Genomic DNA, 21671 nt, shown 5'->3' with positions numbered 1-21671 from the left:
CGTCACGACAGGCCTTTTCCCAGACGTGATGCCATCGCACCACGTCTGGGGTTGCAAGCGGTTTGCCTACGACTGCAAACCATGGGACCTTGATGACTTCGCATTCACGCCACATCGGGCTTGTCGGCGCCACCGGAATCGGGGTGGGAGCGATCGTTGGCGGAGGCATCTTGGCACTCGCGGGGACTGCGTTTGCAACCACCGGTCCCGCTGCGATGTTGGCGTTCGCGCTGAACGGCGTGATCGCGCTGCTGACCGCACTCAGTCTTGCGGAAATGGCGTCAAAGTTCCCCGAGTCCGGCGGCACTTACACGTTTGCCAAAAAAGCGTTGTCGGTCGAAGCTGCCTTTGCCGTCGGCTGGGTCGTGTGGTTTGCCTCGATCGTCGCCTCGGTGCTGTATGCGATCGGCTTCGCCCACTTTGCCATCATCATGGCCAGCGATCTTTGGCAAGCGTATCGCGGCGACGCTGCAGCCGATTGGCTACACGCCGGGTGGTTCAAAACCGCGGCGGCGATTGCGACAACGGTGTTCTTGGCATTCGGATTGACGCGAAAATCCTCGGGCGGAGGCCACTGGGTGAACGTGGCCAAGGTGGCGGTGTTCGCACTGTTGATCCTGTCAGGCCTAGTTGTGGTCGTCCGCCAAGGCACGATCCAAACGACAACCTCGTTGACACCATTTTTTACCGCTGGCTTTGGCGGATTGATCCAGGCGATGGGCTATACCTTCATCGCACTGCAAGGATTCGATTTGATTGCCGCGGTGGGCGGAGAAGTCCGCCAACCAGCGAAAACGATCCCGCGAGCCATGGTGTTGTCGTTGTTGATTGCGTTGGCGATTTATCTACCGCTGCTGTTTGTGATCACCACGGCCGGAACGCCCCCAGGCCAAACGATCAGCGAACTGGCCCGCGAGAACCCCGAAGGCATCGTCGCGACCGCCGCAGAATCCTACCTCGGTCCGACCGGCTACTGGTTTGTGATTGTCGCAGCCGTGTTGTCGATGTATTCGGCACTACAAGCGAATCTGTTTGCGGCGTCGCGTATTGCTCGAGCGATGGCATCGGATCGTGCGTTACCTCCGATCATGAGCGTCATCAGCGTTCATCGCGGCACTCCGGTGATGGCGATTGTCGTCACGGCCTCGCTCGTCTCGGTGATCACCTTGGTGCTTCCGGATGTGGGAGCCGCTGGTGCTGCGTCGAGTTTGATCTTCCTGGTCACCTTCGCCATTTCCCATCTATTGACGTTTTTGATCCGGCGGCGAAGTCGACGCCATCCGCCACCATTTCGCACACTCTGGTTTCCGATGATCCCGGTCGTCGGCGGGTTTGCGTGCATGGGACTCGCGGTGTTTCAAGGCATCGTGGTTCCCGCTGCGGGGCTAATCACGGTCGGCTGGCTCGCGATTGGCGGACTGTTGTTCCTAGGCCTTTTCGCACAGCGTGCCCGCGTGATGGACATCACCAGCATCGCGATCGATCCTGAACTTTCGACCCTCCGTGGCCGCTCGCCGTTGGTCCTTGTCCCGATCGCCAACCCCAATAACGCCGAAGCCATGATCTCATTGGCCGACGCGTTGGTGCCTGCGGAGATTGGACGCGTGTTGACACAAACCATCGTCGTGCCACCTGCCGATTGGGACTCTGCGACGGATCATGCACCGATTCTGCGGTCGCAAGAAGTGATGCACGAACTGCTGCGAGCCTCGAACGAATCGGGGATTCGCGTCGAAGCGTTGACCACAATCGCCGCCGAACCGATGGCCGAGATCAATCGGGTCGCGAGGTTACATCGCTGTGATTCGGTGCTGCTGGGGTTGAGTAAGATCAGCGAAGATGGCCAGACCGCTCAGCTCGAATCGCTGCTGGGGCAGCTTGACGCCAACGTGGTCATTTTAAGATCCCGCGAAAACTGGCACTTCAAAGATGCACGCCGTGTGCTTGTGCCGATTGCCGGTCGCGGAGGCCATGAACACCTGCTGGCGATGTTGTTGGGAAGCATGAAACGATCGGCACCACGCGACATCACCTTTCTGCGGGTGATGCCGACCGACACTGCGAATGATGCAATCCGACGTGCCAATCGAGACCTACGTCACTTGGCACGTGATCTCTGCTCGCAATCCAGCGTGAAGATCCAGCAGAGCAACCAACCGCTCGAAACGATTGCAAAACAAGCCGACGAGGCTGACGTGTTGATCCTGGGTGTGCAGCGAGTCGGTCGACGAGAAAAACTGTTTGGCAGTTTCATCTGCGAACTGGCCAACCGAACCGATTGCCCCATTATCTTGATCAGCAGCCGCGGATAGTCGTTAATCGCTCCGCGATCTTGACGTTGGATCACATCGCATCCAACGACAATGGAAGTCATTGTTTCCGAGCCCATCCGCAGCAGTTATGCTAGAAAACCTTTCCCGCCCCTTGAACTAGGATTTCCCCGATGAGTCTTCGCACGCTGCTTTGGTTACTGCTTCCTGTCTGTGTCGCCGCTCCCGTATTAGCCGAACAACCTCACGTCGTGATGTTGATCGCAGAACGTGAATACGAAACCGATCAAACGCTTCCCAAGTTTGCGGAACAACACCTGCAGGATCGCTATCGAACGACGATGGTGTTTGCCAAGCCAGACGACAAAAACACGCTCGATGGAATCGACGCAGTCAAGGACGCCGATGTGTTGTTGATCAGTGTTCGCCGCCGAGCGCTTCCCGAGTCTCAATTGGATCTAATTCGCGACTATGTCGCCAGCGGCAAACCGGTGATTGGCATCCGCACCGCGAACCATGCCTTCTCGCTGCGGAAAGAAGAACCGCCAGCCGGGCACGACCAATGGATCGATTGGGACGCCAAAGTCTTTGGCGGCAGCTACACCAATCACTATGGCAATGATCTTAAAGCAAAGGTCACCTTTCGCAGCGACGGCGCGATCCCTAAAACCCTTCTCGATGGCATCCGCACGCAGCCGTTTTTCGCGGGCGGCTCGCTCTACAAAGTCGCTCCGCTTGCCGAGGCCGCCGTTGTGCTGATGGATGGCAAAGTGGAAGGGCAGGGGAGTGAGCCGGTGGCATGGACCTTCACTCGAGCCGATGGTGGCAAATCGTTTTATACCTCGCTGGGTCACCGCGATGACTTCGCCGGCGATGTGCTGCCAACGCTACTGAAAAACGCCATCCGTTGGTCGCTCGAGGAATCGAAGATCAAGAAATAGTAGACCGTGAGATCATCCACTCCATAAAAAAAACGCGGTGAGGAAAGTGATTGACACTTCCCTCACCGCGTGGATTCATCCGGCTATGAAAACGGTTCCGTGTGGTGGGTGACCTACAGCTTCGCCGCTGCGTCTTTGACCGCCGCGCCGACCTCGATCGCGTCCAGCTTGTTTTCGCCGGCGGTGACTTCGACTTCGATCGGGGTGGTGGTCACTGCTCGGTACTTGGCGTCAACAAGATCGAACATTTTGGTTTCGTTTGAAGATCCTGGGTCGTTGCCTGTCGCACTACCTTCGATCTGAGTCTTGTTCACGGTCACTTTAAACTTACCCGCCGGCGCACCAAGGTACTTTCCATGCGTCATGATCACGGCTTCGCCGTTCTCGTTCGTGCTTCCGCCTGAGACCCACTTGCTAAGCGAGGGGTCAGTTGAAATGAGCTGGACGCTGGCGCCGGCCAACGGGGCGCCTCCTTGATGCACGGTAACCTCGGCCGGATAGAGCACGGGAAGCCCATCAGGTTTTTCTTCGGAAGCACACCCTGTAAACACTGCGAACAGTACGACATAAACTGAAAAACGATACATCTATAGACACCTACGTTATGAAATGGAAATCATCATCGAATCCACATGGATTGTGATCATGTGGTGAGAAATGGAAGTGAGACAGAGCGGTTTCAACCGTCATACGAGACGGTTTCTTTTCCGTCCATCGATCCCATCGCTCCCCAAATCCCGTACGGACTTTGGCCGGAGGTGACTTGACGTGCGTTGAGGTCGCCCGAATCGATCGAGTCGGTGATAAAGCGAACGGCTCCATCGAACATCAACGTCTGCACGCCTCCCTGATGTTCGCTCGACGGCGAATAGGTCCCCCAGCTATCGTTCCCCCCGCCGTAGGCACACGAGTACGAGTTCGGAGGCAGGGTGGTGGTGAAGCGATTGTTGACGGTCCGGCCATCGCCGAGAATCAAACCACGCCAGCAATCCGCGCCGTTTTGATATTGACGTGGATTATTTGGATCCAGCGGTGCGGTCAAGCAGGGACCGGGAAGCGCCGATGTTCCGTCATACATTCCATTGAAACTAGCGACATCGCCTTTGACAAACGCTTGATCGCGGGGCGTTGCCGCAACTTCACTCATCGCAATGGTATTGCTGGTTCCATCAAGAAGGTCACGAAAACGACGAACCGAATTTCGTTCGCCGTTCAGCCGAGGAATGAACGGGCCGCGTGGATCAATCCGGGCGTACTTGCTTCCTTCCTGAGAATCATTTCTCGCGTTATGCCACATGGCATCACCGGTGCTAAAGACATAATGGCACTTCGAGATACCGTTGATCGCCGTACCATCGGCATTTTGTGCTGATGGGCAGAGGAACGCAGCTTGGGGTCCGGCCTCTTGCAGTGCCACGCTTTGCCAGGGACCAGATCCCGGTGTCGCCTTTTTGGCGTCTTCGACAAACGCGTCGTGAAGCGAATTCATCTCCATAAACGGCATCAAGAAGATCGCTGCGCTGACTGTGCGGCTGTTGCGTGAAAAGCCATGAAAATCCACTGCGCCAGCAGGAAATTGGCTGTAGGCGGAGTGGTAATTTTGGATCGCCAACCCCAATTGTTTCATATTATTGGAACATTGCATGCGACGTGCCGCCTCACGCGCAGCCTGCACCGCGGGCAGAAGCAGCCCGACCAATACGCCGATGATTGCGATCACCACAAGCAACTCGACTAAAGTAAAACCTGTAAATCTACGCTTTGCTTCACGATTCATTTGTCCGCCCTTAATAACACAATGTGAAAAAACTGTTCTCGAAATTGGGACAAGCAAAATCACTTGTCACAAATCGCCGCCTGTGACCGCATTCTCAACCAGCCACTTCCTTCTCTATAGACGTTAACTGAAGCGACCGGGTGGAGAGGTACTGGCAGTGAAGACGCGAAATTAACACGCCTTTAATCACTCGTGGGGTTCAAATCATGAAAAAACTAAATCAGGCAAGCAAAACGGTACACCGTTATCGTAAACCGATACTTTGTTAACAACACGAGTTGCAAGATGCGCAGCAACGCCGGAGAAGAGTCGTCCAACCGAATCGTTGTCGGCAGGTCAACTATGTTGCGGCTGTGAAATTTGCGGAGCCAATCGTTATTGCGAATGCTCTATAGAGATTGATATAAGCGAAAAACGAGGCTAATTTCAGTGACGATCTAGAGGCCGTAAGGCCAATGCCATCTACTTTCACACGAACAGGGTGGTTTTTATCGCGGTGCGGCGTGAGCCGCCCGGTCAATTTCGAATGTATGACTCGCTGCAACGGAGCGGCTTACGATAGGGCAGGGCAGCGGGACGACCATAGATCGTCCCTGGAAGCTTGCGAACATGCCCTATCGATAGCCACGCCATCGGCTGGTCGTAAGTTTTTACAGCTTCGCCGCTGCGTCTTTGACCGCCGCGCCGACCTCGATCGCGTCCAGCTTGTTTTCGCCGGCGGTGACTTCGACTTCGATCGGAGTGGTGGTCACGACTCGGTACTTGGCGTCAACCAGATCGAACATGATGACCTGGCTTGAAACGCTGGGATCGTTCCCGTTGGCACTGCCTTCGGTTTGGGTTTTATTCACGGTCACCTTGAACTTCCCCGCTGGAGCGCCGGCGTACTTGCCATGGGTCATCACGACAGCCTCGCCGTTCTCATCTGTGCTGCCGCCGGTCACCCACTTGCTAAGTGTAGGATCCGCTGCGATCAGCTGCACACTCGCTCCGGACAGCGGCGCACCACCCTGATGTACCGTGAGAGTCACGGGATAGAGTTCCGGAAGTCCCTCCGGCATCTCTTCGCTTGCACAACCAACCAAGACCGACAACACGGTCCCCAAGAATGCCAACCGAGGTAGATTTAAAAACATAAGCTCCTCAACTCAAATGAAATGAACACGCCGCATGCATGCGGAACCAATGGAACGGAAACTAGTTTGAAAACATCTTGGTCTCACTACCTGCGGGTGATCCCATCGCGCCCCAAACACCGTATGGACTTTCTCCGCTGGTCACTTGGCGAGCATTGAGGTCCCCCGAATCGATCGAATCGGTGATGAAGCGAACGGCTCCATCGAACATCAACGTCTGCACGCCTCCCTGATGTTCGCTCGACGGCGAATACGTCCCCCAACTGTCGTTACCGCCGCCGTAAGCACACGAGTACGAGTTCGGAGGCAGCGTGGTAGTGAAGCGATTGTTGATCGTTCGCCCGTCACCCAGGATCAGCCCTCGCCAACAGTCGGCGCCGTTTTGATACAGACGAGGGTTGTTCGCGTCCAGCGGCGCGGTCAAGCAAGGCCCCGGTAGCGCGGTGGTGCCGTCATACATCCCATTAAAACTGGCGACGTCCCCTTTGACGAAGGCGACGTCTCGCGGCGTTCCGGCAACCTCACTCATAGCGATCGTGTTGCTGGTGCCATCGAGCAAATCTCGAAAACGCCGTTTTGAATTTCGCTCGCCGTCAATCTGCGGAACGAACATGCTGCGTGAATCAATGCGTGAGTAGGTACTGGACTCTTGCGAATCGTTTCTCGCGTTATGCCACATCGCGTCTCCGGTACTAAAGACATAGTGACACTTCGACACCCCATTGACCGCGGTTCCATCGGCGTTGGCGGCCGATGGGCAAAGGAACGATGATTGAGGCCCGGCCGCTTGCAGCGAAGGACTTTCCCAGGCTCCCGATTCAGGCACGGCGATCTTGGCGTCTTCGACGAACGCTTCGTACAGCGAATTCATTTCCATGAACGGCATGATGAAGATCGCCGCGCTGACCGAGCGAGACGCGCCGAAGGAATAGCCATGAAAATCGACCGCCCCGGCAGGAAACTGATCGTATGTCGAGTGATAGTTCTGCAGGGCCAATCCCAACTGCTTCATATGGTTGGAACACTGCATCCGACGCGCAGCTTCGCGAGCCGCCTGCACCGCCGGCAACAGCAGCCCAACCAATACGCCGATAATGGCAATTACCACTAACAGCTCAACCAAAGTAAAACCTGCGTACTTGTCTTTCGTCACACGCTTCATCTGTCTCCCCTTATACAAGAATGGAATTAAATACGGTCTGATCGATCGATTTCGAAAGAATCACTAAGAAAACACAAAGACGGATTGCCAAGCCAACGTAAAGCACCCGTCACGTTTCACCCCCAACCACTTCATGGCGTGTCGCGGAAATGCAAACTGCATGAGGCTGAAAAGTAACAAGCTTGAATTGATTTGTGTGTGGGGAGGGAAAAAAAACAGAATTATGAAACGGAAGTGGTACAAATCTGCTACGAGGTGATACTTTTTCGAACCACCAACACATCGCCGATGTGAATTGCCACCAATCATGCAACCACAATGACTCTGCAGGACTTGTGTTTCCCATTCGGTTTCATTTCTTCTGTCTCGACACACTCGAGAACAAACGCGGTGGACATCGCTTCACCACCACGGTGCTCCGCAATGTACACCGATCCGAAGCAGCGTCAAAATTTCCGGCGCCCTAGGTCTATAGAGCAAGGGATCGATCATTGCCACTGCGAGCAGGTCTCGGGAAACGCGTGAACGCCGACGGTAGCGTTCTGTCCCTTAACCCTCTCCTTGCAGCGATCAAAGACTCCATGAAATGTGCAACGAAGATTCCTGAATTTTCGTTGTCTTTAAAACCACATCGACCGTGTCAAAACGGAAAGAACCCCGGCGAAGGGGGGGCAGGGCAGGGGGACGACGCAAACATCGCGACCGCTGCAGTGAATCACGCACCGCCAAGTGATGACGGAGATGGCGGGGCCACAGGCCAACGCCTCTCGGTCCCTCCTGGGCAGCACCACCTCCCCATAAGAGCCACTGTTTCACCTAAGCAACGGTACTTTCCCTATTAAAAGTGTCCATTGCTCGGACGGATCGCGATTCGAGCAAGGTTTGGAGGACGGGGGGCCAGGAGGACGGGGGCCAGAGCATACGTCAGCGGCTGCACGGCGAGCTGCAGGCTGAATCGCAGCGAAACGCAATGACATCGCAAACGTTGCTGACACCATCCAACGAAAAACGTCGCGTTCCCCCGCTTCGTTCTTCTCTGGACCTGAATGTCAATTTTTTTGTACTTTCGCTAAAGAGAGGCGAACGGGTCGCTTCGTTTCATGTGAGAAGGATTCGTTCGTGCTGTCAGTTCTACTTCGTTATCGCGATTTAGTGTTGCCAGTCGGCATCATCGGCTGTCTCGTCGTGATCCTTGTCCCGCTGCCAGCAATCCTGATGGATCTGTTGCTAGCATTAAATATCACCGTCGGCGTGATCATTTTGCTGACGACCATCTACGTCGCCACGCCGCTGGAATTCAGCATTTTTCCATCCTTATTGTTAGCCACCACGCTTGCCCGTTTGGTGTTAAACGTGGCAACAACACGGCTGATTTTGACCGGTGCGGATACCTTAAAAATGGAGGCCGCCGGCGGGGTCATTCAAAACTTTGGCGAATTTGTCGCCGGTGACCGGATCGAAGTCGGGATCATCATCTTTTTGATCATCGTATTGATCCAGTTCATCGTGATCACTAAAGGTTCGACCCGGATTAGTGAAGTCGCAGCCCGTTTTGCCTTGGATGGAATGCCAGGCCGTCAGATGGCGATTGACGCCGATTTGAATGCCGGTTTGATCGATGAAAAAGAAGCGCAGCGGCGACGTGAAGAGGTCAGCTCGCAAGCCGATTTTTACGGGGCGATGGATGGTGCGAGTAAGTTCGTGCGGGGGGATGCCATTGCGGGCATCGTGATTACGGTCGTCAACGTGATTGGCGGTCTCTATATCGGTGTGATGCACGCCGGAATGACGATCAGCGAAGCGGGTGCGTTGTTTACCAAATTGACGATCGGTGACGGGTTGGTCAGCCAAGTCCCCGCTCTATTGATCTCGCTTGCCGCCGGTTTGCTCGTCACACGAAGCACGCAGAAAGTCAATTTGCCGGTTCAATTCCTGCAACAACTTTTTGGAAACGCCAAAGCATTGACGGTAGCGGGCAGCTTTTTGTTGCTGTTGATCGTCACCAGCTTGCCCACGATTCCAATGGCAACCTTGGGAATTGGCTGCATTGGATTGGCGATTGTGATGAATCGCAGCAACACACGCGAGATTGATGAGAAGCAGGTTCGCGAGAATGCCGAGAAGGCAGCGGCCGCGGCGCCACCGGAAAAACGGGTCGAAGACTTTTTGACCATCGACCCGATGGAGATGACGATCGGTCTGGGATTGCTCAGTTTGGCCGATCCAGCACGCGGTGGCGACTTGATGCAGCGAATCACCGGCGTTCGCAATTCGATCGCCTCAGATATCGGCATCGTACTGCCGAAAGTCCGAGTGCGTGACGAGATGAGTTTGGATCAAAGCGAGTACGAGATTCGGATTGCGGGGAACACGATTGCCCGCGCAACCGTCCGTCCCGACAAACTGCTTGCGATCGACAGCGGTCAAACCACCGGCACGATCGAAGGCGAACCAACACGTGACCCGACCTTCGGCGAACCCGCGGTCTGGATCGACCCAATGCGTCGCGAACAGGCGGCGATCTATGGCTACACGACGGTCGAACCAGGTGCAGTGCTAGCAACCCACTTACAAGAGGTCGCTCGTCGTCATGCCGACGAACTGCTTTCCCGCGACGCCACGAAACATCTAATCGACGAGCTGAAAGAAGTTTCACCGGCGGTGGTCGATGAATTGATCCCCGGCGCGATGAAGATCAGTGAAGTCCAGCAAGTGTTGCATCTATTGCTACGAGAAGACGTTCCGATTCGTCAATTGAGCATCATTTTAGAAACGCTTGGCGATTTTGCATCTCGCACCAAAGACCCGGTGTTGTTATGTGAGTACGTGCGTCATCGATTGGCTCGCACGATCAGCACACGTTATCGCGACGAGCACAATCAATTGCATGTCTTGGCGCTGGATCCTGCGATGGAAGACCGCATTGCAGCGGGGATCGAACATACCGAACGAGGACTTTTTGTCAGAATGAGTCCTCAAGCGGTAGACCTCACTTGCGACAGAATCCAAGAAGCCGTTAAGAAACTGATTACCGCTGGCTACCCGCCGATTTTATTGGTCAGCCCTCGCATTCGTCCGGGGCTTCGCCAAATCACCTCGCCGTCGATGCCACGTTTAAGAATCCTGTCGTACAACGAAGTGACTCAGGATACGAAGATCGAATCCCACGGAGTTGTCAGTGACACGTAAACCGATTGAGCCCACACTGCAAAACAAACCAAGTCATCAAGTCTATTGAAAACGGTCATCGTCGGTCGTTTTCAGATCACCAAGAAATACCTCGCGATGTGATTCGCACTATGCATATTCGCACCTTCCGAGCCGCCAGTCTTCAAGACGCCCTTGAAGAAATTCGCCAGCAGATGGGCCCCGACGCTTCGGTGCTGCATACTCGCCAAGTCCGCGATGGATGGATGGGATGGCTGGGCCGCACCTATGTCGAAGTCACCGCGGGATTGCGAGACGCGATCGATGCGAACGGACGCCCGTCGCTTGAATCCGACGATCTTGAAGAAAACACATTCGCCCCCGAAGAAGACGCATCGCCGCGGCAGAGCGTTTTCATGCATTCGGCTTCGATGTTGGCCGGTCCACTGCAAGCGTATCGCGAACAATTGATCGATTCCGGCGTGGCCGCGATCACCGCAGACCGCTGGTTACGCGCGACTGAAAGCTTCGCTGCGGGGCTGGGTGAAACTCATGGCCAACCATGGATGGAACATCTGCAGCGATCGATCGCTCGCGAATTGCGGCTCGGCGGACCGATCCGCACGCAGCCTGGTTCAAAGCACATTGTCGCGTTGGTGGGTCCGACCGGTGTCGGTAAAACGACCACGATTGCCAAGTTAGCAGCAGGTTTCCGCATCCAAGAGCGGCGTCGGATTGGTTTAGTGACGATCGATACCTTCCGGATCGCCGCGGTCCAGCAGCTCGAGGCCTATGCCGAAATCATGGACTTGCCGATGGAGGTGGTCGAGAAACCGGCCGAGATGCAGCCCGCGATCGAACGGCTTGGCGATGTCGATTTGGTGTTAATTGATACCGCAGGCCGCAGCCCATCGAGTGACGCTCGGATCGATCAACTTGTCGAGCTATTGCGAATGGCGCAGCCGGATGAAACTCATTTGGTGATGGCGGCGACCAGTTCCGTCTCGACCGTCCGATCGGTGCTTCGCGGGTTCGCCCCGGCGCGACCGACCGCTGCGATCTTGACCAAGCTAGACGAAGCGACGAACACCGCAGGGGTGTTATCGGCGCTCTCGTCATCGGACTCGTTGCCTCGCATTCCGCTGAGCTACCTGACCAATGGACAACAAGTCCCCGACGACATTCAAGTGGCAAGCGCCGAGACATTATTGTCGCGTTTGCTGCCTACGACATTACAGAACCAACATTTAGACGCAGCTTAATTTTTTTAGAAAGTAGACTCAGGTTTACCCTGGGTCAGTGTCGATACAGAGGGTGTAGCACACTGGACGTTTCAAAAGTGGCTTGAGTCAATTTTGAAATTATCTGGTTGCTCGCATTACAACACAGGAAACCTTGTTCTTCAGAAGGACGCTTAACCCCGTGACACGAAGCTTCGCATTATGCCTCGGTGCACTTGCAATGGCTTTGGTTGTCGTACGCGGTGCAATTTTCGGCGAGTTTGCCGATCAGGTCGCCAGCGAGGCGATCGTTGCACTGGTGGTGTTTAGCGGCATCGGATGGGGCGCAGGGTGGATTATCGAGTATGTCGTTCGTGATTCCGTGGAAGCCAATTTTCGACGCCGGGTCGAGTGGTATCGCCAAGGGATCATTGACGCAGGACTCTTAGAAGACAACTCCGCCGAAGAATCTTGAACACGGATGTTCAACATAGATACTTCGGTTGGGCGCCAAGGCGGGTTTGGTTTACGTCTGCATGGATGCAAACGTGTACCAAACCGTCATGGATTTATATGAGTAACGATGGACTTGGATTGCTGCCGTTTTCGGTAGCGACGAGTGTCGATCGTTACGAGACGCAGACGGCATGATGCCGTCAGTACATTTTTTGGTCACGGAGGATTGGATGGCAGCGACAGTCACAACCGACGATGAGATTCTGCAAGTCTGGCAAGACTTCAAGAAAATCACCAAGGACGCAGCAGAATACGAAGATTTACGCAATCGGTTGGTCGAACGCTACATGCCGCTGGTTCGCTACAACGGCGAACGTATTTGGCAACGGCTTCCCGATGGAGTCGAATTGGATGACTTGATCAGTGCCGGAATCTTCGGCTTGATGGATGCCATCGACGCGTATGATATGGAACGCGGCGTCAAGTTCGAAACGTATTGTGTGCCACGGATTCGTGGTGCCATGCTGGACGAACTTCGCACCATGGACTGGGTTCCTCGTTTGGTTCGCAGCAAAGCCAGCAAGCTTGCCGCAGCCAAGAAAGAACTTGAAACCAAATTTGGCCGAGCTCCTACCAACTTGGAACTGTCCGAGAAGATGGAGATTCCGGTGGCGGAATTGGAAAAGATGCAATCCGACGCCAATGCAGTCGGCGTCGTTTCACTGAACAAGAAGTGGTACGAAACGGATAGCTACAAGGACGTTCGCGAAATCGACGTGCTTGAAGACAAGAAGGGCGAAGACCCGACGATCCGTGTGCAAAAGAACGACTTGATGCGTTTGGTCACCAAAGGCCTAAACCGCAACGAGCGATTGATCATCATTCTTTATTACTACGAAGAATTGACGATGAAAGAAATCGGTGCGACCCTCGATTTATCGGAATCGCGAGTTAGCCAGATGCACACTTCGATCGTCAACCGATTGCAACAGCAACTCGGACCACGCCGCATCGAATTTGGTGCCTAAGCATTCCGACGTAGCGCGGCGGCCATGCACGGCCGTCGAACTGCCCATAGCGGCTCTGGATTTCCAGGAGCCGCTTTTTTTATGCGCCGGTGGATCCTGAGTAGGGCCGTTTCCTAAGCTCCGCCACCGGATGTAGTGGAAGGGGCGACATCTGTAGCGGTGCCGCGCGAGCCGCCCGGTAAATCACGAACCTTTCACCCGCTGCAACCGGACGGCTTGCGCCGTGTCGCTAGCCAAAGTAGATGGCATTGGCAGTAAGTTACCCGGGTCGTGCGTGGGCCCCGGCCGCTGACGCGTCGCGGCTCAGTGAATCAACAAGCCGTCAAGAGTTTCGAGCTGATCGGCGATTCACAAAAGTCTTGACGACTTCCGCTACAAATGGATTCGAGTTGCCAGAAGGGCAGGGCAGGGCGGGTTGAAGCGTCTTTGTGTCACCTCTCCCGAACGTGGTTGGGAGAGGGCGAACAGAGCCTTCGACGATTGCGAGGGAGAGGGCGTTCGACCAAGTGGAGGCGGAGTGCAAGTTTGGTTGCGCGGTCGGCCCTCACCCGGACGAGGCCTCAAGGGCCCGTCCGACCTCTCCCGAGCTAAAGCTCGGGAGAGGTAACTTGCAATAGACATATTTAGCTGCGTTGAAAATTCAAGCCGCCGTTGGTCGCTCCGTCCAGCTTGAAAGTAAAGTTGCCTTCGCTGCCAGTCCATTGGCCGGACATCTGTTGCAAGTCGCTCGAGCGGACCAAGGTAAGCTGGCCGTCTTCCAAACGGTACTGGCCGCTGAATGCGTTTGATTTGCCGTCTTTGGTCGCAGTCCAGCTGAATTTGCCATCGGCTTCCAGAATCAATTCCACCGACTGGTTCCCGGGCAAGTTGACTTTCCAACTGCCAACGTGATCACCACCCGTTGTCGCCGCGGCCGCAGTGAACTCGGGCACGAGCGATTGTGTTTCTTCGGCGGGCGATGAATCGGCGTTGTTGATCGATGCCAACATCTGCAGCGCCGATGCCTCGGCCGATTGCGGTTGCGAAGCGGGTTGGCTGCGCGGCGAAGTTGATTGTGCTGGTGCAGCAGCAGGCGCCGTGGCAGCCGAGCCCGCAGGCTGGGTTGGCGTTGGTTGCGAGGGGCGACCTTGGCTAGCCCCGTTTGCGGCCAAGTTCGATGGAGCCCCGGTGGGCGCCGCGGCTGGTTGGAACGACTGCTGTGGTTGCGGTGGAATGGATTGCGAAGGAAACGGTTGCGATGGAGCGGGCTGCGAGTACACCGGTGCCGCGTAGCGAGATGTTGGACACGACGGTGCATACGTGCTGGTGCCGCCATAGTGACCGCCATAGCGATTGTGACTTGGGTAACTCGAGTGGCCGCCGCCGAAGCTGACACGAGCGAACGAGCCTCCGCCACCACCGGAACGTCCTCCACAAGCCGACACGATCGAGCTGTTGGTGGTGGTCAGTGCGAGCGTGGTGACAGCAACGGCGAGGGTTTTGTATGAACGTTTCATGGCTTTCGATTCCTGAGCTGAAGTGAACTGGGTGTGAGTGAGAATCAGGCGGCTGAATTTGCTTTCTCATCCGCCTGATAAAGAACCAAGCGAGAGGCTTGGAAAAGCGTTACACGATTTCTTGCCGATTTTTCTTTTTGCCGATTTCTCGTCGCGATCTTCGCCAGAAGGTGGTGATTCGTATGGGCCGGCAAGCATCCACGCACTGGCGAGCGTAGCTACGGAACGCAGATGCCGTCATTTGCCGCGTCAAAAATGCTTCACCGCGTTGGCCAAAACGGCTAAGCCCCTGCTTCGCGAGCTTGAGTGACATTATTTGGCGAGCCAGGATGCCAACGTCTCCTTCGCGGTCTTCTGGTCTTTGCTGGGGTTCAGCTCCTTGTGCATCGCTCCGGCAATACGTCCGACGTACTCGATCGTTCCTTGCACGGCTTCCGACGGTGCGGTGGCGTCGAGCTTGGCTACAAAAATGATCATGTGTTCACCGGACGAATTCTTTTCCACGGCCCACGAGCCCATTTTGGTAGCCGAGCTTTGACGGAGCAATCGCATCATCAGCTCGCTGCTCGGAGCGTCTTTAGAAACCGAGACGAGCGACCAGATCTTCCGCACATCGGCTCGTTTGAAGTACTCGGTCTCTTTGGCAACAAAAACGGTCTGTTTTGCGCCTCCGGATACTTCCTGTTCGACTTGATAATGACCGGTTGAGTGCTTGGTATGAGTGATGTTGGCGGCCTCGAGCAGATCTTTAGTCGGCAGCGGGGCTTCTTTCCACGAGCCGCCGATGAATGCTTTGATTTCGGTCGCGTCGACGCAGTAGCTAATCAGCGGACTTTCGGGCGAAAACGACTGGGCGATTGCGACCAATTTGCCTTCGTTGTCGACGACGGGTCCGCCACTATCGCCTGGTTTGATCGGGCTTTGGATTTCGACCACTTTGAAATCGTGTTCGCCGTGGTTGGATTTGAATTTCTTGTCGTACACCGAGCGGACTGTTCCCGAGGTGTTAACCCACAAAACGTCGCTTCCGCCGGGGTTTCCGATCACATCGACCGCCGAACCGGGCTTGGTGCTGGCGTCGGCGATCTCGATCACCTTGGCTCGTGCGGGCACATCGGGCAGCTGAATGAGGGCCAAATCGCGGCGGCGGTCCACTGCGACGACCTTGCCCGGTTGGGCAAGTTTCAGCACGTTGTCGAGATAATGTTTCCGTTTGACTTCGGGCAGTCCGTTTTTGATATCGGCAAAAAAGACCACGGCCGAGCGGCTGTCGCCCACCACATGAGCGTTGGTGAGCACGAGTCGCTTGTCCACATCGACAAAGACTCCGGTTCCGGTAGAGGTTTCGTTTTCGGCATCGCTGGTGATGATCCAGACGGTTGATTGCAACGTTTTGCTGTATTTGTCAGCGTCGGCGCGGGCGGATTGTGTCATCGCGGTGACAAAGGTCAATGCGAATAGGGCGTAACAGGCTGGCGAAAAGACGCCATGGGGTCGCAAAAGGGTCATGAAATCACCTCAAAAGTTGCTGTCGCGACAGGGTGTGTCGCGGGGGGTAAAAATCGGCTTGGCTCTACTTACCAAGCGGAGACCCGATGAGGGTGTTACAAAGCGGTTTGCTGAATTCAGATAATTTGATAGCGGTGCGGTGCGGTGCAAGCCGCACGGTCGCATTGGCATCTCTGCCACCTCTCTCGGCGAAGCTGGGAGAAGTCGAACGGGCCCTGTAGGCATGATTCGGGTGAGGGCCGACCGCGCAACATGACATGCCGTGGACTCGACTTGCTCGGTCGACCCTCACCCGAGCATCGCTGAAGGCTCTGCTCGACCTCTCCCAAACCTGCGTTTGGGAGAGGTGACCAGGAACGCTTGCGCAGCTCAAACTTGCGCACCTTGCTTACTTGGCTTTGCTGAAATCAAGCTTGATAGCCACGTTGCCTTTGGCGTCGTTGACCGCCAATTGGAACTTGTCCGCCACGGTCTGATTGACCGTGCAATTCAGCGTGATTTTGTCATCGCCGATCAAAGTCAGGCTATTGCCCGAGCGAGTCACTTTGCCCTTGGACGACGTCGCTTTACCCGATTTCATGTGGATCAATTGGAATGTGCCATCGCGGTTCAACCGCAGTGCGAACGCCTCGCCGCTGTTCAGCGATGCTGACCATGTTCCTGCGAGCGAAAAGCGAGAATTGGCGGCATTCGTTTCGTTTTTGGGTTTCGCGGCAGCGGGCTGGACCGATTCGGCTTTGACCTTCGCATTGGCTTTGGACCAGATCTCGGACTTTCGTTCGGCCAAGATCGCCAATTGGGTTAGATCCGCCTTCAATTGACGCGACGTGACAGCTCGGTTGCTCAGCGAGACGCGAAGCTGGACCAGCTTGTTCTCTTGATCCACCGCAAAGTAGCCGCCTTGGGTTGCGGTGTTAGAGACCAATAATTTCAGCAGCATTTCTTTGTCAAACGCGGCATCATCATCCATTTTGGCGAGCGACATTTCGCAAGCGATGCGGTCTTCGTCAACGAACACGGTCATCGAAACGGGAAAGACCCATTGAGCATGCTGAAGTTGGAAGGTCACCGATCGGCCGTCTTCGCTGGGGTCAAATCCAGCGGCCTTCAAAACTTGGACCAGCGAAGAGGCGCCCACAATCCGCTGCATGGTTTCTCCGTCGGTGATCGTGGCGACGTCCTTCACGGTCGCGACCTGTTTCTCGAAGACCGATTCCATCGCGACTTCGGAAAACAAACTGTCATCCGCGTGGACCTGAGCGTTGCCACAAATCACTGCAGCAATCACGGCAAAAGAGAATAGGTAACGCATCGTAAAACCTGGGTTGCATGAGAGGGGGGAAAGGGTCGCGATGATTCATTTCATTCGCGTGTCTTTATCTCTCAGCGAAAAAACGCATGCGTTGTTACAAAACGCTGCGAAGCATTTAGAAGCGGCAAATTACGGAATTTACATTTCGTAGCGACGCTCGCCAGAGCGTGGATTGGCGACGTCCAATGCAAATCACCACCTTCTGGCGAAGGCAGCTATATGGAAATGCTTCGCTGCGTTGGGTGTTGCGGCCAACCCAGCTGCAAAACCATTGCCGGGAAGATCGTCGGAACGGCCAGCGAAAACCGCCTTGAAAAAAATTTTCGAATTTTCGCGTAACACATCGCCGAGGTCGTCGCTTGGCCTGTTAGTCAAGCAAACAACGCAGCGACGCGACACGGCAGACTCACGATCGCTTCCTTCAATTCACTGCCACATTTGGAGAACAGTAAGATGTTAAACCGATTCTTTTTCGCAGTTGCCCCGATGATCTTGGTTGCCAGCTCCGTGATGGCGGACGACAGCATGCTCGCAACGATTGCCAACCTCGACCAAAACGACTCGATCGCTCAGGTCGACGACAGCGACGATCTTGGGCTGGCCGATGTCGAGTCGCTGCTCAATGACGGCGAGCAACAAAGTGGCGAGGAGGCGATCGCGGCCTGTTTCCGCCGAATTGGCTACGGTCACCGCCACTTCCACTACCGCAGCTTCCACAACTGGTACCGTCCGGTGTACCACAGCCACAGCTGCTACACCCCGGTGTACACCACTCATTACAGCTACACACCGACGTACACCTACTACACCCCTTGTTACACCAGCTACTGGGGTTGCTGGTAGTCGTCGACTCCGCTGATTCAACAAAACCAATAAGCCCGACAACCCGATTACCTCGCGGTTGCCGGGCTTTTCTTCTATCGAAACTCAATTCACTTTTTCTAGCAGGCAAACTCATGAACCGCCAAACATTGACCAAGGTCTTGATGACCACCAGCTTTGTCGTCTGTATGACGATGCATTCGGATGCACAGCAGATCAATGCTTCGCATCTATTCGGAAACCATGCTCATTGCGCTCACGTCATCGACTTGATTTCGCAGCATGGAGTCAACAATACGTTTCATCGTGGATCCACATTCCACGCTTCACCGTTTGGGCACGTCGTCGTCCCTGATTGTGAAATCGGCGATCTGCAAATCGTCGATGTCCGCCAAACCGAACACGTCGATTCGGCATGTGGTCCGACCTTTGCCATCACGATTCAAAACCATAGCAGTCGTCGTGTATGTGGTTTCCATGTCACCGCCGTGGCGGTTTTTGGACACATCTGTCCAACGTCGCCCAACGTGACGGTTAAGACGGGCAACATCGACGCAGGCGAAGCGATTGAAGTGTTGTTGACGCTACCCATCGAAGCGTTAGCGATGGGCAACCGCAACGGACAAGTCATCGGTTTTCAGCGGCTCGTCGTCGCTATCGATAGTTTCGACGAACTGATGGAGAGCGATGAGGCGAACAACTTGAAAGCGTTTGACGCCGCATCGATCCCTGTCACCACCGTGTCGGTTACGACCACGGTGGAATCCGAATCGGTTTCGACGATCCAATCCAGCGACGCTGCGAGTGTTCCCACAGCCGACGAGACTGTGGTTCCACAAGCGGCTGAACCGCAAATCGATTCGCTGCAAAACGGATCCCCCAGCGGCGAGCCTGATGCCGATTCACTTCGCTCGGCCATCAAGATGCTCGATACCAACAATGCCACTGGCGATGTTGCGGCGGCAAGTGGAATTTAAGCCGGCTGTCCGAGTCCAAATCGTGCGGACGATTGCATCGAGTGTTCTTTGGGGGGAATCGAAGATGCAATCGTCCCGCACGCCGTTTTGAAAAAAGGCCGAATATCATGACGCGGCGGTCAACTCGCCGGGAACCATTGACGTTCGCCTGGACAGTACCGCATCCATCTGCTTCCAAGTGTTGACGATAAACCGATAAGCAAAAAACGAAGCGAACAACCCAATGACCCCTGCTGCCAGCGCCGTCAACGTGAACAACTGCGATGCACCTTCGGTGGTAACCAGCAGGGCCACTCCGAGCAGCGGAATGATCGCCGCGATCAAAAAATACCATTCGCTACGATACAGAATCTGGTCCGCGCGTTGATCGAATTGCGGGTCTTGCATCGTCCCGCTCAAACAACGGGGATAAAACACTAGCGTGGCCACTAGCGCCATACCAAAGTACGGATAGATCATCGCCACGCCGCCACAGATCAGTGATGACATGAAAAGATGGACCGCTTGCGTGATGCTAAAACTGGAAAAGATCTTCGAGAGTACAAGCGGAAACACCACGCCGGCGATCAACCACAACGATCCACCGATCAATGCCGCGCGGTGCCCGAGTTCCAACGTCTCACTAAGGTCCGATGGATCCACGCGAACACCTCGACGAACCGAATCGACGGCGCGTACAATCCGCCGCGTGTACCAAATCGCGATGACCGCGGCAAAAGGAAAGAACGTCAAATTGACCACCCATGAAACGATTCGCAGTCCTTCTTTGGTCTCGGGCGTTTCCATCACATGATGATAGTTGTACTGATAATTTAAACAGCCGCTGATCATGTTCGGCAATAACAAAATCACACTGGTGACGATCCAAGGTGACCATTTCGAGAGCGTCATCGCCAAAGATTTCTCAGGAGGATCGAACAGCGTCGCGGTTTCCGGGTGCAGCGACAATCGCAGCCGGCCCGCCATCTCGGCACCATCGACAAAACGATCCTTGGGATCCAACGACAACGCCTTGCGAAGTACCTTTTCAAGCACACGTTCCGACGCGGTCTGCGAACGCAGCGGTTCTTTCAGCGGTTGCCCGCGCGCCGCCAACTGATTCGTCACCGCCTCGCTCCAAGACCCCGCAATGGGATCACAGACAAACGGCCGTTCGCCTTGCCACAGCTCCCACAGTGTGACCGCGAGTGAATACAAATCCGCAGGCTCTTGGACTTTCTCAGGTTCATCGAGCAGCTTCGAACTAATCGCACGCAAATGTTCGGGTGCCATGTAGGCGATCGAACCGCCGAACGAGGCCGCCGCGCCGGCGCGGCCCGCGGCTCCCGCAAAGCTGACATTGAAATCGGCGAGTTGGGGAATGCACTCGGCCGACAACAACACATTCGCGGGTTTCACATCACGATGCAGAACACCGCATGCATGAGCTTCGTCAAGCGCCTTGGCTAGCTGCATTCCCATCCATGCAACCACCGTCGGCCAGGGCGCGGTTTCGATCCATTTTCGCACCGCCGATCGATCAGGCACCACCTGCGCGGCGCGAAGTAAGTTTTGGTCTACCGAATCGAGCAGCAAACGACTGCATCGTTCCGAGCGGTCCGACTGCCGCACTAACTGCACGACATCGGCCAAGGTACCGCCGGGATGATACTGCATGTACAACAGATGTAGTGATTGTTCGGAAACGGTTCGCTGATCAAAGACGCGAACAATATTGGGATGATCAAACTGAGCAAGCGCCTGCGACTCATCACCGCTGCCGTGCGAAACCTTGAGTGCCACCAAGCGGTGCATCGAAATTTGGCGAGCCAAATAGACCTGTGCGATTGCCCCTTGGCCAAGCTTGGCAAGAATCAAAAAATCATCGACTTGACGGCCGACCGGAATTTCGGCGGGACGACCACATTTTTCGACCGAACGCGTTGCCTCGATCCGCGTCAACATTTGATCCAGCAGCGCTTCGTGCTGAGGGAACCGTCGCAGGTATTCATCATGCGATGGCGTCTCGCCAAAATCCTTTCGCAGCTGGATTTCTTCCATTAACAAATCCAGCGGAACCGTTTCCATCGAGAGCAGGTCGGGCATCGCATCGACATAATACTCGATGCCGTGCAGCGTCCCCGCGTCGGCTGCGATGGCCATATCCAATTTGATCAGTTCGACCAACACGAAATGCCGTAATTCGGAATCCGCGTCGGGCAACAGGTTCCGCAATTCCGCAGGTTGCTGGACCGAATCACGCTGAACAAGCTTTTCAAGACACGCCTGGATCACGGCGTCCATATCGTCTTGGCGATCGCTGGAGTGGACCTGATTTTTCATGGCAGGATCTCTAGCACAACTTTCTCCACGAAATTAAGTCTGAAACACACTCCACATTTCGTCAAACGACGTCGCTACTGTATGTTGATTGGAAGA

At 55.2% G+C, this 21671-nt stretch carries 16 protein-coding genes; 8 read left to right on the top strand and 8 right to left on the bottom strand.

The window, feature by feature from the left end:
- The first annotated feature begins 92 nt into the window (after positions 1–92).
- On the top strand, positions 93–2312 hold the full coding sequence (locus ABEA92_RS08860; RefSeq protein ID WP_345683458.1) for an amino acid permease: 2220 nt from the start codon (positions 93–95) through the stop codon (positions 2310–2312).
- A gap of 131 nt (positions 2313–2443) precedes the next feature.
- On the top strand, positions 2444–3211 hold the full coding sequence (locus ABEA92_RS08855) for a ThuA domain-containing protein (RefSeq protein ID WP_345683457.1): 768 nt from the start codon (positions 2444–2446) through the stop codon (positions 3209–3211).
- A gap of 113 nt (positions 3212–3324) precedes the next feature.
- Here ABEA92_RS08855 and ABEA92_RS08850 read toward each other — a convergent pair whose 3' ends face one another.
- From ABEA92_RS08850 to ABEA92_RS08835, 4 genes are all read right to left on the bottom strand, one after another.
- Positions 3325–3798, bottom strand: a complete 474-nt coding sequence (locus tag ABEA92_RS08850; RefSeq protein ID WP_345683456.1) for a carboxypeptidase regulatory-like domain-containing protein — start codon at positions 3796–3798, stop codon at positions 3325–3327.
- Between the two features lie 92 nt (positions 3799–3890).
- Complete coding sequence (locus ABEA92_RS08845; RefSeq protein ID WP_345683455.1) at positions 3891–4988, bottom strand: DUF1559 family PulG-like putative transporter; 1098 nt, start codon at positions 4986–4988, stop codon at positions 3891–3893.
- Positions 4989–5638: 650 nt separating this feature from the next.
- The gene (locus tag ABEA92_RS08840) at positions 5639–6124 is read right to left on the bottom strand and encodes a carboxypeptidase regulatory-like domain-containing protein (protein ID WP_345683454.1); all 486 of its coding nucleotides are present in this window, start codon (positions 6122–6124) and stop codon (positions 5639–5641) included.
- A 61-nt stretch (positions 6125–6185) separates the two neighbouring features.
- The gene (locus ABEA92_RS08835; RefSeq protein ID WP_345683453.1) at positions 6186–7286 is read right to left on the bottom strand and encodes a DUF1559 family PulG-like putative transporter; all 1101 of its coding nucleotides are present in this window, start codon (positions 7284–7286) and stop codon (positions 6186–6188) included.
- 1119 nt (positions 7287–8405) lie between these two features.
- Here ABEA92_RS08835 and flhA point away from each other — a divergent pair.
- The 4 genes from flhA (at position 8406) to ABEA92_RS08815 (ending at position 13137) form a co-directional block, all read left to right on the top strand.
- Positions 8406–10475 (top strand): flagellar biosynthesis protein FlhA, encoded by a 2070-nt coding sequence (flhA, locus tag ABEA92_RS08830; protein WP_425572408.1) that lies wholly within the window; start codon positions 8406–8408, stop codon positions 10473–10475.
- 110 nt (positions 10476–10585) lie between these two features.
- Positions 10586–11695 carry a flagellar biosynthesis protein FlhF gene (locus ABEA92_RS08825; protein ID WP_345683452.1) on the top strand — a complete coding sequence of 370 codons (1110 nt, stop codon included), beginning with the start codon at positions 10586–10588 and terminating at the stop codon, positions 11693–11695.
- A 199-nt stretch (positions 11696–11894) separates the two neighbouring features.
- Complete coding sequence (locus tag ABEA92_RS08820) at positions 11895–12128, top strand: hypothetical protein (protein ID WP_345683451.1); 234 nt, start codon at positions 11895–11897, stop codon at positions 12126–12128.
- A 211-nt stretch (positions 12129–12339) separates the two neighbouring features.
- Positions 12340–13137, top strand: a complete 798-nt coding sequence (locus ABEA92_RS08815; RefSeq protein WP_040771197.1) for a FliA/WhiG family RNA polymerase sigma factor — start codon at positions 12340–12342, stop codon at positions 13135–13137.
- Between the two features lie 623 nt (positions 13138–13760).
- Here ABEA92_RS08815 and ABEA92_RS08810 read toward each other — a convergent pair.
- From ABEA92_RS08810 to ABEA92_RS08800, 3 genes are all read right to left on the bottom strand, one after another.
- On the bottom strand, positions 13761–14633 hold the full coding sequence (locus ABEA92_RS08810; RefSeq protein ID WP_345683450.1) for a hypothetical protein: 873 nt from the start codon (positions 14631–14633) through the stop codon (positions 13761–13763).
- Between the two features lie 312 nt (positions 14634–14945).
- Entirely contained in the window at positions 14946–16142 is a 1197-nt protein-coding gene (locus tag ABEA92_RS08805) for a S1 family peptidase (RefSeq protein WP_345683449.1), read from the bottom strand.
- Positions 16143–16530: 388 nt separating this feature from the next.
- Positions 16531–17454 carry a hypothetical protein gene (locus ABEA92_RS08800; RefSeq protein WP_345683448.1) on the bottom strand — a complete coding sequence of 308 codons (924 nt, stop codon included), beginning with the start codon at positions 17452–17454 and terminating at the stop codon, positions 16531–16533.
- A 453-nt stretch (positions 17455–17907) separates the two neighbouring features.
- On the opposite strand from ABEA92_RS08800, the gene ABEA92_RS08795 reads away from it, so the two are divergent.
- Entirely contained in the window at positions 17908–18297 is a 390-nt protein-coding gene (locus ABEA92_RS08795; RefSeq protein ID WP_345683447.1) for a hypothetical protein, read from the top strand.
- A gap of 113 nt (positions 18298–18410) precedes the next feature.
- On the top strand, positions 18411–19253 hold the full coding sequence (locus ABEA92_RS08790) for a hypothetical protein (RefSeq protein WP_345683446.1): 843 nt from the start codon (positions 18411–18413) through the stop codon (positions 19251–19253).
- 105 nt (positions 19254–19358) lie between these two features.
- Here the strand turns inward: ABEA92_RS08790 and ABEA92_RS08785 are convergent, their stop codons facing one another.
- A complete protein-coding gene (locus tag ABEA92_RS08785; protein WP_345683445.1) occupies positions 19359–21575 on the bottom strand; it encodes a serine/threonine protein kinase in 2217 nt (738 codons plus the stop codon).
- Between the last annotated feature and the right edge of the window lie 96 nt (positions 21576–21671).

It is taken from the genome of Novipirellula caenicola (assembly GCF_039545035.1).
In the GTDB taxonomy this organism is placed as follows: domain Bacteria; phylum Planctomycetota; class Planctomycetia; order Pirellulales; family Pirellulaceae; genus Novipirellula; species Novipirellula caenicola.
This window is presented reverse-complemented; position numbering and strand designations above follow the sequence as displayed.

Bases quoted from the DNA above. Each gene is read 5' to 3' on its own strand.
- ABEA92_RS08835 (WP_345683453.1), bottom strand. From the start codon at position 7,286: ATGAAGCGTGTGACGAAAGACAAGTACGCAGGTTTTACTTTGGTTGAG.
- ABEA92_RS08825 (WP_345683452.1), top strand. From the start codon at position 10,586: ATGCATATTCGCACCTTCCGAGCCGCCAGTCTTCAAGACGCCCTTGAA.
- ABEA92_RS08820 (WP_345683451.1), top strand. From the start codon at position 11,895: ATGGCTTTGGTTGTCGTACGCGGTGCAATTTTCGGCGAGTTTGCCGAT.
- ABEA92_RS08860 (WP_345683458.1), top strand. From the start codon at position 93: ATGACTTCGCATTCACGCCACATCGGGCTTGTCGGCGCCACCGGAATC.
- ABEA92_RS08790 (WP_345683446.1), top strand. From the start codon at position 18,411: ATGAACCGCCAAACATTGACCAAGGTCTTGATGACCACCAGCTTTGTC.
- ABEA92_RS08800 (WP_345683448.1), bottom strand. From the start codon at position 17,454: ATGCGTTACCTATTCTCTTTTGCCGTGATTGCTGCAGTGATTTGTGGC.
- ABEA92_RS08845 (WP_345683455.1), bottom strand. From the start codon at position 4,988: ATGAATCGTGAAGCAAAGCGTAGATTTACAGGTTTTACTTTAGTCGAG.
- ABEA92_RS08810 (WP_345683450.1), bottom strand. From the start codon at position 14,633: ATGAAACGTTCATACAAAACCCTCGCCGTTGCTGTCACCACGCTCGCA.
- ABEA92_RS08850 (WP_345683456.1), bottom strand. From the start codon at position 3,798: ATGTATCGTTTTTCAGTTTATGTCGTACTGTTCGCAGTGTTTACAGGG.
- ABEA92_RS08795 (WP_345683447.1), top strand. From the start codon at position 17,908: ATGTTAAACCGATTCTTTTTCGCAGTTGCCCCGATGATCTTGGTTGCC.
- ABEA92_RS08805 (WP_345683449.1), bottom strand. From the start codon at position 16,142: ATGACCCTTTTGCGACCCCATGGCGTCTTTTCGCCAGCCTGTTACGCC.
- ABEA92_RS08785 (WP_345683445.1), bottom strand. From the start codon at position 21,575: ATGAAAAATCAGGTCCACTCCAGCGATCGCCAAGACGATATGGACGCC.
- ABEA92_RS08840 (WP_345683454.1), bottom strand. From the start codon at position 6,124: ATGTTTTTAAATCTACCTCGGTTGGCATTCTTGGGGACCGTGTTGTCG.
- ABEA92_RS08815 (WP_040771197.1), top strand. From the start codon at position 12,340: ATGGCAGCGACAGTCACAACCGACGATGAGATTCTGCAAGTCTGGCAA.
- ABEA92_RS08855 (WP_345683457.1), top strand. From the start codon at position 2,444: ATGAGTCTTCGCACGCTGCTTTGGTTACTGCTTCCTGTCTGTGTCGCC.